Source organism: Vibrio sp. Scap24 (assembly GCF_013394185.1).
Classification (GTDB): Bacteria; Pseudomonadota; Gammaproteobacteria; order Enterobacterales; family Vibrionaceae; genus Vibrio; species Vibrio pomeroyi.
On record NZ_CP041333.1, the window covers coordinates 1,686,793 to 1,702,790 of the forward strand.

Annotated in this window: 13 protein-coding genes; 5 read left to right on the top strand and 8 right to left on the bottom strand. The window is 42.5% G+C overall.

The features are described from left to right. Nucleotides 1-14 precede the first annotated feature (14 nt). From pstA to FLM53_RS22850, 3 genes are all read right to left on the bottom strand, one after another. Entirely contained in the window at nt 15-878 is an 864-nt protein-coding gene (gene pstA, locus FLM53_RS22840) for a phosphate ABC transporter permease PstA (RefSeq protein ID WP_017632259.1), read from the bottom strand. Nucleotides 879-893: 15 nt separating this feature from the next. After that, complete coding sequence (pstC, locus tag FLM53_RS22845; RefSeq protein ID WP_176679274.1) at nt 894-1,823, bottom strand: phosphate ABC transporter permease subunit PstC; 930 nt, start codon at nt 1,821-1,823, stop codon at nt 894-896. Nucleotides 1,824-1,935: 112 nt separating this feature from the next. Further along, nucleotides 1,936-2,757, bottom strand: a complete 822-nt coding sequence (locus tag FLM53_RS22850) for a phosphate ABC transporter substrate-binding protein (RefSeq protein ID WP_050652528.1) — start codon at nt 2,755-2,757, stop codon at nt 1,936-1,938. Nucleotides 2,758-3,225: 468 nt separating this feature from the next. On the opposite strand from FLM53_RS22850, the gene FLM53_RS22855 reads away from it, so the two are divergent. Continuing rightward, nucleotides 3,226-4,869 carry a methyl-accepting chemotaxis protein gene (locus tag FLM53_RS22855; protein ID WP_176679273.1) on the top strand — a complete coding sequence of 548 codons (1,644 nt, stop codon included), beginning with the start codon at nt 3,226-3,228 and terminating at the stop codon, nt 4,867-4,869. 445 nt (nt 4,870-5,314) lie between these two features. On the opposite strand, the gene FLM53_RS22860 is transcribed toward FLM53_RS22855, so the two are convergent. The 3 genes from FLM53_RS22860 to FLM53_RS22870 all read right to left on the bottom strand — a co-directional run bounded on the left by FLM53_RS22860 (nt 5,315) and on the right by FLM53_RS22870 (nt 8,419). Beyond that, nucleotides 5,315-6,220 carry a hypothetical protein gene (locus FLM53_RS22860; protein ID WP_176679272.1) on the bottom strand — a complete coding sequence of 302 codons (906 nt, stop codon included), beginning with the start codon at nt 6,218-6,220 and terminating at the stop codon, nt 5,315-5,317. 310 nt (nt 6,221-6,530) lie between these two features. After that, nucleotides 6,531-7,439 (bottom strand): lipase secretion chaperone, encoded by a 909-nt coding sequence (locus FLM53_RS22865; RefSeq protein ID WP_176679271.1) that lies wholly within the window; start codon nt 7,437-7,439, stop codon nt 6,531-6,533. Nucleotides 7,440-7,477: 38 nt separating this feature from the next. After that, a complete protein-coding gene (locus FLM53_RS22870) occupies nt 7,478-8,419 on the bottom strand; it encodes a triacylglycerol lipase (protein ID WP_176679270.1) in 942 nt (313 codons plus the stop codon). Between the two features lie 486 nt (nt 8,420-8,905). On the opposite strand from FLM53_RS22870, the gene FLM53_RS22875 reads away from it, so the two are divergent. Further along, nucleotides 8,906-10,153 (top strand): SGNH/GDSL hydrolase family protein, encoded by a 1,248-nt coding sequence (locus tag FLM53_RS22875; RefSeq protein WP_176680057.1) that lies wholly within the window; start codon nt 8,906-8,908, stop codon nt 10,151-10,153. A 115-nt stretch (nt 10,154-10,268) separates the two neighbouring features. Here the strand turns inward: FLM53_RS22875 and FLM53_RS22880 are convergent, their stop codons facing one another. Continuing rightward, entirely contained in the window at nt 10,269-11,600 is a 1,332-nt protein-coding gene (locus FLM53_RS22880) for a DEAD/DEAH box helicase (protein WP_176679269.1), read from the bottom strand. Nucleotides 11,601-11,961: 361 nt separating this feature from the next. Here FLM53_RS22880 and FLM53_RS22885 point away from each other — a divergent pair, with 361 nt between their 5' ends. After that, nucleotides 11,962-12,228: an Lpp/OprI family alanine-zipper lipoprotein gene (locus FLM53_RS22885; RefSeq protein ID WP_017064250.1), complete on the top strand. Its 267-nt coding sequence runs from the start codon at nt 11,962-11,964 to the stop codon at nt 12,226-12,228. 165 nt (nt 12,229-12,393) lie between these two features. Here the strand turns inward: FLM53_RS22885 and FLM53_RS22890 are convergent, their stop codons facing one another. Beyond that, nucleotides 12,394-13,368, bottom strand: coding sequence for a L,D-transpeptidase family protein (locus tag FLM53_RS22890; RefSeq protein ID WP_176679268.1), 975 nt, complete (start codon nt 13,366-13,368; stop codon nt 12,394-12,396). Nucleotides 13,369-13,715: 347 nt separating this feature from the next. Between FLM53_RS22890 and deoD the strand changes: the two genes are divergently transcribed. Further along, nucleotides 13,716-14,426 carry a purine-nucleoside phosphorylase gene (deoD, locus tag FLM53_RS22895; protein WP_048661021.1) on the top strand — a complete coding sequence of 237 codons (711 nt, stop codon included), beginning with the start codon at nt 13,716-13,718 and terminating at the stop codon, nt 14,424-14,426. Nucleotides 14,427-14,508: 82 nt separating this feature from the next. Then, nucleotides 14,509-15,978 (top strand): IS1 family transposase, encoded by a 1,470-nt coding sequence (locus tag FLM53_RS22900; RefSeq protein WP_176679267.1) that lies wholly within the window; start codon nt 14,509-14,511, stop codon nt 15,976-15,978. The last annotated feature ends 20 nt before the right edge of the window (nt 15,979-15,998 follow it).

Below are 15,998 nucleotides of genomic sequence, written 5' to 3' on the forward strand. Positions count from 1 at the left end.
GCCAGCTAATCAGCTTAGTAAGTTGCCGTGTTGAAGCGTCTTGCAATCAGTTTTGTAACCATGTTGATCAAGAGAACCAATACGATTAGGACTGTCGCCGTGCCGTAGGCTTGGTTCCACTCATCGATAGTAAATAGCTCTGTTGTCAGCTTATATAGGTGAACCGTTAGTGTACGGCCAGAATCGAATACCGACTCAGGAACACGTGCCACCATACCTGCTGTTAAAAATACAGGTGCTGATTCGCCAATTACACGACCAATACTAAGAATGACCGAAGTTAAGATACCTGGCATTGCGCTTGGTAAGATCAAACGCCAGATAGTGTAGATTTTTGAAGCGCCAAGGCCGTATGAGCCTTCACGGTAAGTTTGTGGTACTGCCATCAATGCTTCTTCTGTAGTACGAATGATTACAGGAAGAATCAAGATACTTAGCGTTAATGCACCCGACAGAATCGAGAAGCCAAGGCCAAGAATCGAAACAAAGAAGGTCATACCGAACAGACCAAAGATAATCGATGGGATACCAGCTAGCGACTCAGTACAGAATCGAATCACTTTCACCAATCGGCTACCTACTTTCGCATATTCTGTTAGGTAAATTGCCGTCATGATGCCCAGTGGTGCTGCAACGGCAATCGATGCAATAACCATGTAGATCGTGGCGATGATCATTGGGAAAATACCACGCTCTTCACCAGTACGAGTGTAATCGTCAGTGATGAAGTTCCAATCTACGTATTGCAGACCGTTCGATAGGATGTACCAAATAATCCAGAATAAGAAACCAACGGTTACAGCTGCTGCTGCCCAGATAAAACCTTTCAGGATGTTATCTTTGGTTTGACGTGCTTGTTTTAGTTTTACGAGATCCATATTACTCATCCTCGCCTACTTCGATTTTTCACGGTTAAGATAAAGTAGAGCACCATTTAACATCATGATGAACACTAGAAGTACAACACCTGTTGCGTACAGTGCGTTAGCGTGAACGCCACTTGCGTAAGACATTTCAATAGCAATGTTTGCTGTTAGCGTACGAGCCGAGTCCAAAATACCTTCTGGCATTGCTGGCGCGTTACCCATAACCATGATGATTGCCATCGTTTCGCCAAGTGCGCGACCGATACCCAAAATCACACCAGTCATAATGCCTGAACGTGCAGCAGGAACGAGTAGCTTAAAAATCGTGTAGATTTTCGAAGCACCCAGTGCAAGTGAACCTTCTTTGTACGTACGAGGTACAGCACGAATCGAAGTTTCAGAAACCGTGATAACGGTAGGAAGAATCATGATACCCAGAACAATGATACCCGCCAGGATAGTGTTACCCGCTGGTACTTGGAAAATGTTCTGAATCATTGGAACGATAATTACCAAACCAAAGAAGCCGTAAACTACCGACGGGATACCCGCTAGAAGCTCAACTGCTGGTCGAATAATATCTGCAAGGCGCTTTGGAGCAATCTCAGCAATAAAAATAGCGGTTAATACACCAACTGGTACACCAACAACTACAGCTCCTAGTGTCGAAACAATCGATGCAACAATCATAGTTGCAACACCGAATAGAGCTGGAGGTAACCAGTCAACACCCAGAACGATGCCAGAAACACCAGCCTCTTGGAATGCAGGGATACTCTCTGCAACGATAAAGTAAGCGATAACGGCTAGTGATACGATGCCGATTACAGCACTCGATAAGAACAAGCCGTGGAAGATTCTTTCTCTCCAGTCAACGCGCTTTTTGGTGCGCAGACTCGGCTTATTGATTTGAGTCGCTTCAGTATTCATAAGCTTTTCACTATTTGCGATGGTCATATATAAAATCTCAAACTTTGTGGCTCAAAAAGAGCTCGAAATAACCAAAGTTGAAAGAAAAGGCTCAGCCTAAAGACAGGCTGAGCAATAATTAAAAGTGAGTCAGTTAAGATTAGTTAACTGTGATGTAGCCTTTTTTAGCTGAGATAGCTTGAGCTTCGTCTGCAACCATCCAGTCTAGGAATTGTTGAGTTTCAGCTGATGGAGCGCCATCTTTGTAAAGAACTAGGAAAGGACGAGCAACTTTGTAAGAACCGTTCTTAACGTTGTCTACAGTCGCAGCAGCGCCGTCGATAGTTAGAGCGTGAACAGATTCGTCAACAGTACCTAGAGAGATAAAGCCGATTGCGTATGGGTTGCTTGCTACAGAAACTTTAAGTGCGCCGTTACCGTTTGCAACTTGTGCACGTTGAGAGATAGCCGATACTTTCTTATCACCAATTGTCTTCTTAAGCTTCATGATGTCTTCGAATGCACCACGTGTACCAGATGCAGTATCACGAGTGATTGCTACGATTGGCTTGTCAGCACCGCCAACATCTTTCCAGTTAGTGATGTCGCCTTTGTAGATTGAAGTGATTTGCTCAGCAGTTAGAGCAGATACTTCGTTGTTCGGGTTAACAACAACTGCGATACCGTCACGAGCGATTACTAGCTCTTTCAGGTCAGCTGTTTTCTCTTCTTCTTTTAGGTCACGAGAAGAGATACCAAGGTCAGCACTTCCATTTTTTGCTGCTTTGATGCCTGCAGAAGAACCTGGTGCTTGAATTTCGATGAACACTGGTTCGCCTTTATTCATGTAGGTTTCTGCAAAAACTTCAACCAGTGGAGAAGCACTGTTAGAGCCAACTACAGAGATAGTTTCTTTAGCTGAAGCTGTATTCACTGTTAGAGCGCCTAGTAGTGCGATTGCACCGATAACTGTCTTTTTCATCACAAATTTCCTTTAGTGGCGTTATTGCCGTAATGTTGTGTTTTGCTTGAACGGTGCCCACTTTAGAATCTGAATGTGACAGTTGTGTTTCACTAAATTGAAGCCTATATGACAACTGCAATTTATTTTCTTGGTTTTCCCTTACTAAATAGCATTGAGCTAATAGAACGAGTGAATTCATAGGCGAAAAATATTAATTGCAACGTCTTCAAACCAAAACGCTTAATATCTCACCACCCCTTGTCATTACTGACTACCAGCCTCTTATCTGTATTAAATACCCCACTTTATTTAAGGGCAAAGCCTTGTTTGTACAATAAATATTCAATATTTATCAAATACCTATCGCATATATCAAAATCGAATCTATTACTGATTGAATTGTCATTCTCAGAAGTTAGAATCACCTGCTAATTACAATAATAACAATTGCTTCTGCTCATTTACTTATTCAAAGAGGGACAATACATGCGCCAACTTCTCAGTGGCTTATCGATAAAAATACAAATTCTTATTCCAGTACTCTTTTCTGTCGTACTACTTTTGACGGGGGTCATCATCGGTGGTGACAAACTGGAAAACGCTTTTAAAGATGTATCAACAGCAACCGACCAACTCATCCTACATAAAGAAGAACTCAGCGAAATCGTCGACAACAGCTATGGCATGCGCATCAAAGCGATCTACAGCCTATTCAATGCTGATGATGTGAAGACACTGGTTGCAACGCTCAATGAAAAGCGTGACCAGAATACTCGCTTACTGAATTCATTAGACACGGTACCAGGCATGCAAGATGAAGTAGCCGCGATGAGCAAAGCGATGAATCACTATGTCGACTTTTCTCGAACCACTATGCTTCCTCTATTAAAAGCAAAGCACGGCGATACTGCGCTGTCTTCTGACTTTGAAGCTCGCTATCAAGTAGCCATCGATCAATATCGCCACGCGGGTAATGACATGGTGCAAGCAATCAACACGCTTTCTAAAAAGCTCAACCTGCTTGCGACTCAAGAAGTCGGCATTAATGGTCAGCAACACACCAGCACACTGAATACAGCGACTATTGCCCTACTCGTGATTCTTTCTATCGCATTAGTTATCAGTTGGACGCTTGCTGGCATCATTGTTAAGCCGCTGAGCAATATTCAAGAAACCATGCGTGAAGTAGCCAAAGGCAACCTATTGGTTAAAGCGGAAGAGTATGGCGATAACGAGATTTCACGCCTTGCACAAGACGTAAACAAATCCGTTGAGCAACTGCGTGACACGGTCAGTTCGTTGTCTCGAATCAGTATCGAAGTCGCTTCTGCATCGACAGAGTTGGCTGCAGTAATGACACAATCAAGCGCTAACTCAGACCAAGAGAAGCAAGAAGTGGAACAAGTCGCTTCTGCTGTAAACCAGTTAGAAAGCACAGCTGCAAACGTGAACGAGAACGCAGTACAAGCTGATTCAGCATCTAAGCAAGCTGACGAAATGGCGACACACAGCATGAGCTTGTTTAATGAAAGTAACCAAGCTAATGAGCAAATGGCGGTTCAACTTAGCGAAGCAGCTAACGTCGTCGGCACCCTGAAAGAGCATTCAGAACAGATTGGTAAAGTGATAGAGGTGATTCAAAGTATCTCAGAACAGACCAACCTGCTTGCGCTTAACGCAGCGATTGAAGCGGCGCGTGCGGGTGAAAGTGGCCGTGGCTTCGCAGTTGTTGCTGATGAAGTTCGAATGCTGGCAGCACGCACTCAAGATTCAACCAAAGAGATCCAAACCATTATTGAAGGTTTGCAGGTTCAATCTGGCAACGCTAACGAGAGCATGAGCAGTTCACTAGCAATGCTAGAGCACAACCAAACTCTGGCAGCTGAAGTAAGCACGGCCCTTTCTGGCATTGCTAACTCGGTAACGGACATGACGGAGATTAACACTCAGGTAGCTTCAGCCGCAGAAGAGCAAAGCCAAGTGACGTCAGACATCAACCGTAATATCTCAAACATCTACAGTTTGGTAAGCCAAAACGTAACCGGTATTACTCAAGCCGCAGCAGCAAGCCACGAGCTATCTAACCTAGCTGAGCAACAAAAGCAGCAGTTAGACTATTTTAAGGTGTAGCATCTAAAGTAAGCTCTGACAGTTACCACTTTGCTCAGTATCTGTCAGAGTATATCAAGGCTCTATTATTATTGATGTAGTTTAACCATTCGAAAAATTAAAACCAAATTAAACTCTGGAGTTATTACAACCCTTTAGCGAATTATAAATTCGATTTCGATTTAACCTCTAGAAATCTTACGTAGCAAACTGTATTACAAAACCAACTAATACATATATAGATAATATAATTTTCGAAAAACAAGAAAGAAACTAAGTCTACAATGAAAATTTATTAGACTTCCACATTTATAACTTGGAATCCAAGAGGATAGTCTAGAAGTTTATTCTAGAAAGCCCGAACCCTTTATAAAATATAAATAATAAAAAAACCATTAACTGACACCTTTATCATTAGAAAATATAAAGTAAAGTAAATCGTTATTCTAGTAGTCTAAATAAAACATTAAAATCTACCAGAATCACTATCACATGTACTAGCATGACACTGAGAACACAACGCTGTTACGGACTTACCCAAAGCAGCTGTAGCAATACCGGTAATAATGAGTCCCGCACCAGTCGGATAAGTGACTGCCATAGCTAAACTCGCAGCACCTGTTACACCACCAATAAATGCCGATCTTAGAATATCTCCTCTACACGCTCCTTCGCTATCCCACCCTTCTAAAGCACCACCGATAATTGAACCAACAACCGCATAGCCTCCAGTTTTTGATGCTTCACCATAAACGTCATTAATACTCCCGATATAAAGTGGTGATTCAAAGGTAATAGTATCGACTAAGAACCTTGATACTTTTTCACCTGAAGTATATGGCAAATTTGTAACTATGGATCGATATTTATTTTTCGTAGATTTTGCGTTCTGTATATCAGATACAACCAATTTTGTTTGTACTCTGTAATATGCCATATCTGATTCTGAAACAATATGAACTCCTCGAGCTGGATACCGTAGACTCAGTTTACTACCGCCTTCGACTTTAATTATTCCATAAAAATTGTACTTGTCCGCCACATAAATAGGAGTTTGCGTCAAATTTACAACTTCAGTGTAAGATGTCCCAAGAAGACAGTACTCATACCCTGCAACTCCGAAATTTTTCTTATCTTTCCACCCTCCAGCAACAACATTACATAAACTTGTGGAACTAACAGATAATATAGTTCCTTTAGCAAAACTATCGCTTGTTACAATGGTAGTAAGCATAATGATGATTATTTTATTTATAGCAGAATTATACGTCCAAGATCGCTTATTAATAAAACTACAATTTATAATAATACTTCTTAAACTGCACAACCCATAAAAAAATGAAGAAAAAGCTAACAACACAAACGATTTCATAAATACAACAAATCCATACGATAATTTAATAAATTTCGCGTATACTGCACCCAAACGATAGTGAGATCAATTATCATTTACATAAATATGTGACTTAAATCACGAGGAATGCATCAATTAATGATGGATTGCTATTGCAACCATAGGTGAAATTTATGTTCAAATAAGAGTGATAACTTAGTCAATAATGTTTGTTGCCGGCAAATTTATGGACAATTATAGAATAAGCAATCGTTCACTTAATTCTAGGCAACGACTTAATTCAACAAGCTTAATCTATAAATTCAACTAACACGTTGGCTCAGCAAACCTACTCACCAAGATCTTTGTCCCAGATCCTTTCTATCGCTTCTACTCTTCGAATCTGCTTAGAAGGAAAGTGTGCGACCCTAAGATCAGCAATCGTCTCTTGTTGTTCTAAATGCGAAAGCGCAGCATCATTGAGAATGTCGTTTCGTTCTACTTGGTAAACTTCCAAGGCATCTTCAAATTCAGCTCTTTGTTGGTCGAGCGCTTCAAGCCTTTGCGCAGCTTCTTCGCCGACAAGTTCATTTCGCTTTAAGTATTTATCTTGCTGATCAAGCCCCTCAGAGCTTGATAGTTGTTGCAGCAAGACCTGATTCTGATGGCTCGTTTGAACGTAATCAGGCTGTTCTGACATCAAAGCATCCATCCTTTGTTGATAGTCTTGCTCACCTAGGCCCTCTTGTTTCAGCAATAACTTTTCTAAAGCAATTTCTCTCATGCGATTGTCATGAGTAAACAGAATGCTTATTTCGCTCTGGTTAAAGAATTGAGTCTGGAGATCGAGTAGCGCTTGATTAAGTGCGCGTAAATCTTCGGCTGAGATTGATGTAGTGTCGAACTGAACATCCAACGAGGTCAGTGCCGATTTATATTCAAGGTATTTGGCAAACAGTGCTTCATCGACAACGGCACCTTGTGATTGATCGTGATGTTTTGCCACGTTGTCACGAATATCTTCGAGGGTTAGCTCGGTATTGCCTGAGACGAAATATTCCATCATGTCTTTGGCTGATGCATTATCAATTTCGGTATCTTGTTGAGAGGTTGCCTTCAAAGAGGAGGCGCTTTGTTCTATTTTTTTGTTTGAATTTAGCTCGTCTGTGTTTACTGGTAAAAAGGTGGGATATAAAAAGACCGCCGCTGTACTCATCAGGGCTATCGTGGTTATCGACAAAATGGCGGTCTTTTTCATTATGTGTTCCTTAAGGTCTTAATAAATGGGTAGGCAACCTAAAGGCCAGCCAGTTTCAATCGATTAGCGTGTTGACGATAGAGCGTCACAGGATCGGTCTCAAAGAGATGATGAATCCCTAGCAACCCATTAATTTCGTCTAGGTGATTCATTTTATAGTCGTCACCAATCACTTTGCCCAAGTGTGCGCTGCATGCCCCTACTAGTCCGTCATTCGGTTCATTGAAGGCTAAACCAAGGATTGTCATCGCTCCGTCGGTAGGATCAAGAAGGTTGGTAAAAGTGGATGACCCTGTCCATGAATAGTAATAAACACCGTTATTGGCTTGCCATTCACCATCACCGCACTCAGATGTTGGAACGCCTTCAGGGTAAAACTGATTGAACGCAAGCGAACCTTCTGTCGTAAGAGCTTCAAGAGATGCGAGACCGTCTTGGTCAAGATCCGTTCCACCAGATAACAGGTTGATGAGCGTAGTTAATCCACTAGCAAGTTTAACCGCAATACCTTCTGTGGCTGAGCCTTCAGGTACGGTGCCACGAACTAAATCGGCCACCTTAGAGCCTTTATGAACGCCACCAATACTTGTCACTGATGCAACCAGGTCTGGACGAACTGATGCCACATAGCGTGCAGTCGGTCCGCCATGGCTGTGTCCAACCAGGTTCACCTTGCTTGCTCCGGTTGCCGCCAAAAGTGTTTCAACTTGAGCCAGTAACTGCTCGCCACGCACTTCAGAGCTGTTGGTCGCAGAAACCTGAGCGACGTATACGCTCGCGCCATCTTTTGTCAGCGATTCAGGTACACCATAGAAATAGTCGACGCCTGCCAATGTATCGAAACCAAACAAGCCATGTACCAACACAATAGGATATTTCGTTTCCGTGTATCCGCTGACTTCTAGTGCCGAGGCGCTCGTTCCTGCATAGGCACCAAAACTGGATAGACAAGCTATCGTCCAAATTAATATCTTTTTCAATGCTCTTTCCTTAAGCAGATTAGACCTCTGATGAGTAAAAGAACCGTAGTTGATGATTTTATAAAACAGAAAGTAACTACTCGATATTTGTGAGATTGAACTTAAATTAAACAGTAGTGATTAACATCAACACAAACAGATCAAGACCTAAAGACAAGATGTTAACTAATTGATTAAATTAACATTTAAAGCAATAAAATGAACTCGCACTTTCAATGAACTAACTAAAATATCAACCTAACATTCGCAAACTTCAAAAGCTCAATGACAAACGTTCAAGCGTTTAAATTGTTATTTATCAACCATAAACCCGTTGGAAGTTTGATATTTATGCCAGTAATGACACTCCAATAGTTTGAATATATTGACGTGAATTATTGATTTTGTGTATAGGTCGTACCAGTCATTTAGTTATTCACTTATCAACAAGCAACAAGCAACAACGTTTCCATTGGCTCACCTCAAAATAAAAAAGAGAACACAATGATGAAAAATACGGCTTTAATACTCGCGTTAACCATGCCTTTTGGTGCTTATGCCGCTGAAGATCTAATACCAACACCTGAATCTATAACATCTGCTCAAGTACTAAGCACGCAAGGCTCAGAAACTTACTCTTATGTTCGATGTTGGTATCGAACCGATGCGTCGCATGACTCCGCAGTTACCGATTGGAAATGGGCGAAAAAAGAAAACGGGGACTATTACACGATCAGGGGATATTGGTGGTCTTCCGTTTCATTCAAAAACATGTTCTACAGCGATGCCCCGCAATCGGAAATTAAACAACGCTGTGAAGAGACTCTCGACATCCAGCATGACGCCACAGACATCACCTATTTTGCCGCAAACAATCGCTTCTCTTACAACCATTCAATCTGGACTAACGATAACGTAGTTCAAACCAATACCATTAATCGCATTGTTACTTTTGGTGATAGCCTTTCTGATACTGGGAATCTATTTAACGGATCTCAATGGGTTTTCCCCAATGCGAATTCATGGTTTCTGGGGCACTTCTCTAACGGTTTGGTTTGGACGGAATATTTAGCCAAAGCCAAAGATGTACCTCTTTATAACTGGGCCGTCGGCGGTGCAGCAGGCACTAACCAATATGTCGCGCTGACTGGTGTCTATGATCAAGTGACTTCCTACTTAACCTACATGAAAGTCGCTAAAAACTATCACCCTGAAAACTCCCTATTTACGCTCGAGTTTGGGCTCAATGACTTTATGAATTACGATCGAGAAGTTGCAGACGTTAAAGCCGATTTCAGCAGCGCTCTTATCCGATTAACCGAGTCTGGTGCGAACAATATCTTACTGTTCACATTGCCCGATGCGACCAAAGCACCACAATTCAAATATTCAACTGAGCAAGAGATCATCAAAGTCCGAGGAAAGATCTTAGAGTTCAACCAGTTCATTAAAGCGCAGGCTGAATATTACCAAAGCATGGGGAAAAACGTGGTGTTGTTCGATGCGAGTGCGTTGTTCGCCAGCATTACCGAGAATCCTGAACAGCATGGCTTTAGAAATGCGAGTGACGCTTGCCTTGATCTCAACAGAAGCTCAGCCGCTGACTATTTGCGAAGCCACAGCTTAACCAATGACTGTGCCACCTATGGTTCAGACAGCTATGTATTTTGGGGCGTGACACACCCAACTACAGCTACTCACAAATACGTTGCTGACCACATCCTGGCGTATTCGTTCTCGACGTTCAATTTCTAGCTAAATATCGAAAGCTAATGGCTTAGACAAAATTGAGATACAAAAAAACCGCCTAATATTGGCGGTTTTTATTTATGTCAGTTTTACAAACAAACGCTTCTAAACTGGCTGGTGATTACTCGTCATCCACTTTTGGTACGACTTTCTTCTTAGGGATAAACACTGTGTCACCCACTGCCACATTTTGGTGGAAGCTCTTATCGCGCTTAACCGGTTTCTTCGGCGTTTTCTTCGCTTGAGTGTTGGTCTTCTTCTTAGCAGGGCCGCCTTTAGCAAACGCAGGTTTACGTGGCTTAATGCCTTTGAATTTACCTTTAAGGCCTTCAAGTACAGAGAAGTTGAGATCTTGTTGAAGGTAAAGTTCAACACGCTTGAAGCTGTCCCAGTCTTTCGGACCCACCAAAGAAATCGCATCACCTTTATTACCCGCACGGCCAGTACGACCAACACGGTGCACGTACTCTTCCGTATGTTTAGGCATATCAAAGTTGATAACGTGGCTCACGTTTGGAATATCAATACCACGTGAAGCAACATCGGTAGTTACCAAGATCTTGTAAACCGCACGCTCGAACTGGCTCATAATAGCATTACGTTGCGTTTGGTTTAGGTTACCACTCAGTGCTACCGCTTTAAGTTTCTTCTCGTTCAACTTATCTGTTAAACGGTCAGTATCAGCGCGTGTTGCTGTGAAGATCATTACCTGACGGTATTCAGCTTCTTCCAGTACACGGTCTAAAATCGCTTCTTTGTGATCTAGGTGATCACATAAATAGAATTTCTGTGTGATATCTAAGTGTTGCTCGTTAGAAACACCCACAGAGATACGCTTAGGTGCGTCTAGCATTTCATTGGCAATGCCATTTACTTCAGCGTGATCTAACGTTGCAGAGAACATTAGAGTCTGACGACGACGGTGTTTAGCAGCATTGGCAATACGACGAAGTTCTGGAGCGAATCCCAGATCAAGCATACGGTCCGCTTCATCAAGGATTAGCGTTTCAACACCATCTAGGAACAATGAACGATGTTCTAGGTGGTCAGCAAGACGGCCTGGAGTCGCAACGATAAAACGAGGGTACTTACGCAGTGATTTAACTTGATCGTTAAAGTTCTCGCCACCTAAGATAAGCGCCGCTTCGTAAGACAAACCACCTAGCATGCTACGTAATTCACCGTAAACTTGCTTAGCCAGCTCACGAGTAGGAGCCAAAATTACACCACGAGGATCACGAGCAGAAAACGCTTTGGTTTTTAATGCTTTGTGAATCATTGGCAACACAAACGCCAATGTTTTACCTGAACCCGTTTTTGATGAAGCCAATAGATCCTTACCGGCAATAGCAACAGGGATCGCTTTCGATTGGATCTCTGTCGCTTTCTTAAAGTCGTAATGTTTTAAGTTCTTCAGTAAGCGATTATCTAAGCCTAAATCTTTAAAGTGCAAAGGACTCTCCAGTCATGATGGTATTGAATAAAATTAATTTAACGTGACATGATACCGCGAAAGTACTTTATAAGGATAGAGATCACATTAAATTTATCTCTTTATCTGTCGTTAGCTAGAACATTGTATGCATTGCTAACAAAGGGATGGCTGCGATAAATCTCTTAAAATCGAATGCCAAATCTCTCATCTCATAAATGAGACAGATCGTGATACTGAGCTAATTACCTCAAAAATTTAGCAATTTCTTTAGTTATTGTTTTTGCAGTTAAAAAATTAGTCGCTACAATCATTAATGAAGCGACTATATGATAAAGAATGTATAGCGCATCTTTTGATGATAAATAAGCAAGGAGTTCTTATGAATAAGACGTTAATCGCAGCTGCAGCCTCAGTTTTCATTTTAGCAGGTTGTTCTTCAGAGCCAGAAGAAGCTGCAGTGTCAGAAATGGATCAACTAACTAACCAAGTCGCTCAACTAACAAGCGAAGTTGAAGCACTTAAGAGTGATAAAGCAGCCGCTGAAATGAAGGCTCAAGAAGCAGAAGCAGCCGCAATGGCAGCGAAAGAAGAAGCGGACCGTGCTAACGACCGTATCGACAACATTGCAGAGTCTTACACGAAGTAGTTGAGATATAAGCGCTACTAGCTTTAGATCAAATAAGTCGTAAAAGTAAAAAGCAGTAATTAGATAGGCACCACCTCTTCACGGAAGTGGTGCTTTTATTTGGAACAAAGAAAATGAAGATAAAGGAGAAAGGAAAGCGATAACGCTTTCCCAAGAACCATCGAATTAGAACTCAATAACAGGTGGGGCTATCTCAACAGGCACACCATTTTGTGCAAAAATAACCGCTTTCGCTTTTGAATTAGGTAGATCTGCGTCTTCAAGCCACCATTTCAATTCAACCGGAATTTTTAGCGACTTCTTAGAACCGTCGCTTCTCGTCAATGGTTCGTGCGCTTCAACAAACACACTTCTATCCGGTTCTAGCGACACTTTAATCGGCTCATTAATGATCGTGACTTGCTCACCACGATTCACTTGTTCAAACAACCATTCAATATCTTTAGGCTCCATTCGGATACAACCAGAGCTCACTCGCAGTCCGATTCCGAAATCTTTATTGGTACCGTGGATCAAGTAATCCCCTGCGCCATAAGCAAGTCGCATTGCGTATTCGCCCAGTGGGTTTTCAGGCCCGGCTGGCACCACTCTTGGTAATTCGATGCCTTTCTCTAAATACTCATCACGGATCGACTTAGGTGGCGTCCAAGTTGGGTTAGGTCTCTTTTGACTTATCTTAGTGATCATCTCTGGCGTATCACGCCCAACTCGACCAATCCCTACCGGGAACACATGCACCTGATTCTTCTCAGGCTCAAAGTAATACAGCCTTAATTCAGCAAGGTTAATGACAATGCCTTTTCTTGGAGTATCCGGCAGAATTAAGCGGCTAGGAATACTTAACACATAGCCTTCAGCAGGAAGAAAAGGATCAACGCCCTTATTTGCCGCCATTAAAGAGAGGAAACCAATATCGTACTGCTTTGCAATAATCGCTAACGTTTCACCCGCTGCCACTTCATGTTGCTGTATTCTGCCTACAATGCGACTCTCGGCTGGTGGTAACTCAAATGTCGCGGCATACACCCACGATGAAGCCATCCCTCCAGCAATTAAAGCGGTTCGCACAGCACGCGAAGCGATCTTACGTAATCGAGTTTTCATAGCATGTAAAGGCGTCGAGCTAGCGCAATACGACATACAATTCCTTGGTTTGTCTTTTATCAAAGTTTAGATTATCGCTGATTAAACGTCGCGACAACGGTTAGTTACCGCTAAATTCATATCCTTTTCTCTCTCAATAGACCTGCCCTTCTACAGATACAAAGCGATTTACCCACACAAAATCGATTGCCTTTAAGGTTTCAACATATTTGGTTATCAATAATAATAAAACACTACGGGTAGACCCATTTTGTGACAAGCATCTCATGGAGCCACGTTTTAACTCGCTAATATTGCCTCAACAAAACGAATTCAATTCAACAGAATCGGTAATTGATTAAATCCTGTTCCTATAATTACCGTTTAAACTTTGGAGAACGACCATGGCTACACCTCATATTAATGCTCAAGCTGGTGATTTCGCAGAAACAGTACTTATGCCAGGCGACCCGCTTCGCGCAAAATACATTGCTGAAACATTCCTTGATGACGTGAAGCAAGTTTGTGACGTTCGCAACATGTTTGGCTACACAGGCACTTACAAAGGTAAGAAAGTTTCTGTAATGGGCCACGGTATGGGTATCCCATCATGCTGCATCTACGTACACGAGCTAATCGCTGAGTACGGTGTGAAAAACGTTATTCGTGTAGGTAGCTGTGGCGCAGTACGTGACGACGTTAAACTAATGGACGTGGTTATTGGTATGGGTGCTTCTACTGACTCAAAAGTAAACCGCATTCGTTTCAACAATCACGACTTCGCTGCTATCGCTGATTTCGGTCTTCTAGAAGAAGCAGTAAACCAAGCTCGTGCACAAGAAGTTCCAGTTAAAGTTGGTAACGTATTCTCTGCAGACCTTTTCTACACTCCAGAAGCTGACCTTTTCGAAAAAATGGAAAAACTAGGCATCCTAGGTGTTGATATGGAAGCTGCTGGTATCTACGGTGTTGCTGCAGACCTTGGTGCTAAAGCACTGACTATCCTAACAGTATCTGACCACATCATCCGTGGCGAGAAACTAAGCTCTGAAGAGCGTCAAAAGTCTTTCAACGACATGATGAAAGTTGCTCTAGAGACAGCAATCAACATCTAACGATTTGATAAAAGATACATTGAAAAGCGTTACCCCGCAGCCAAGCTCACTTGGCTGCTCAAATAATCCCGAGGGGGAGATCGTGTCTAACGACAAGCTGCCAAAAGATGCGGATGGTTTGCAACTCAACTTTTGTAAAACATTGGCGTGTGACAACTTTGGCTTGAGCGATGCAAAACGGTATGTTTTGCAACACGCTAACCCTAAGCGTCCAGCGATGGTTTGTCGTGAATGTGGAGCTTTCCCCCCCTTACTTAACAACCGTGAAGTGTTAAGCGAACTTCATCGCCTAAGACAACTTCACAGCGATGGGCTCCCTGCTTGTCGTAATGATGATTGCAGTAACTTCGGCTTATCGGTTCATACCCATAAACATCTTTATCATGCCTTCGGCTACAGTGGCGACAGGCAGCGTTATCGATGCAAAGACTGCCAATCAACCTTCGTTGATAAGTGGTCAGGATCCAATAAAAAACTCCAGTTTCAAGAGAACCTCATGGGCTTATTGTTCATGGGCTATTCCGTACGTGAAATCTGCAGAAAATTAGAGATCAACCCAAAGACTTTCTATGACCATGTTGACCATATCGCCAGCCGATGTCGTCGCAAATTAGCGATGATCGATGCACGATGGGTTAATCATGCCAAAGACTACCAGTTCGCTTCCCATTATCAGCGCTTACAACCACAAAGTAACAACGGTGTGGTTTGGATAGCGACGGGTGAGGCGCATTCTGGCTATATCCTTTGCCAACATGTGAATTACTCACAAAATGAAGAGCCATCAGGGAATGTTGATCACAACCCTTATGATGATGTGGCGCGCTTTGTATCCAAAGAGCACTCTTCAGAGGCGAACCTTGAGCTTCCTCAACCGTCAGACAAACTCAAAGAGCGTATTGAACAGCAATACCAAGTGATTCTGGCAAGAGGCAATGTTGAAGACCCTATGGGTAACCTCACAACGTTTAGCTACCCTTCAAAAGGGGCGCTCATTCGACCGCCTTATACGTCTTATGCTCACTTCCTGCATGTGCTTGATATGTGTGATGAGAACAAGCACGTTGCGATCTATATGCCACAAGATCCATTACTAAGATCTGCCGCCCTGAGCGTATGTTTGCCGCGTATACAGAGTCAAAATATTGACCTTATGTATGTGGAAGAAGATCCAGGCTGGCAAGATGAACAAAGTTTTGAAAAGATCGACATCGTTCACATGAGTTGGTGGCGCGATCGTTGGGCTATTGCTAACCAAGGTGATAACCAGAAAGGTATTTGCTATCTAACAGGTAACAATCCAGAACCAAAACAGTGGTTTAATACCGCCTCAATTCAACAAACTAAGTTCTATCAACAGCGCTTTCAGTTGTTATTTGATAGCTTTATCAATGAACCTAGACGTAAGCTTCGTCCTGGGGGCATTCTTCCATTACTCGACATATTTAGAGCTTGGCACAATCTGTGCTACCAAGATAAGCAAGGGCTCACGGCAGCGCAACGCTTAGGTGTAGCAGAACAGCCATTGACCCTAAAGCAACTGCTTTCATAGAAACAGAGCATCTAGTTTAT

Coding starts and splice junctions, on each gene's coding strand:
- FLM53_RS22860 (WP_176679272.1), bottom strand. CDS start 6,220: ATGAAATCGTTTGTGTTGTTAGCTTTTTCTTCATTTTTTTATGGGTTG.
- FLM53_RS22855 (WP_176679273.1), top strand. CDS start 3,226: ATGCGCCAACTTCTCAGTGGCTTATCGATAAAAATACAAATTCTTATT.
- deoD (WP_048661021.1), top strand. CDS start 13,716: ATGGCTACACCTCATATTAATGCTCAAGCTGGTGATTTCGCAGAAACA.
- pstC (WP_176679274.1), bottom strand. CDS start 1,823: ATGACCATCGCAAATAGTGAAAAGCTTATGAATACTGAAGCGACTCAA.
- FLM53_RS22875 (WP_176680057.1), top strand. CDS start 8,906: ATGAAAAATACGGCTTTAATACTCGCGTTAACCATGCCTTTTGGTGCT.
- FLM53_RS22885 (WP_017064250.1), top strand. CDS start 11,962: ATGAATAAGACGTTAATCGCAGCTGCAGCCTCAGTTTTCATTTTAGCA.
- FLM53_RS22850 (WP_050652528.1), bottom strand. CDS start 2,757: ATGAAAAAGACAGTTATCGGTGCAATCGCACTACTAGGCGCTCTAACA.
- FLM53_RS22890 (WP_176679268.1), bottom strand. CDS start 13,368: ATGTCGTATTGCGCTAGCTCGACGCCTTTACATGCTATGAAAACTCGA.
- FLM53_RS22865 (WP_176679271.1), bottom strand. CDS start 7,439: ATGAAAAAGACCGCCATTTTGTCGATAACCACGATAGCCCTGATGAGT.
- pstA (WP_017632259.1), bottom strand. CDS start 878: ATGGATCTCGTAAAACTAAAACAAGCACGTCAAACCAAAGATAACATC.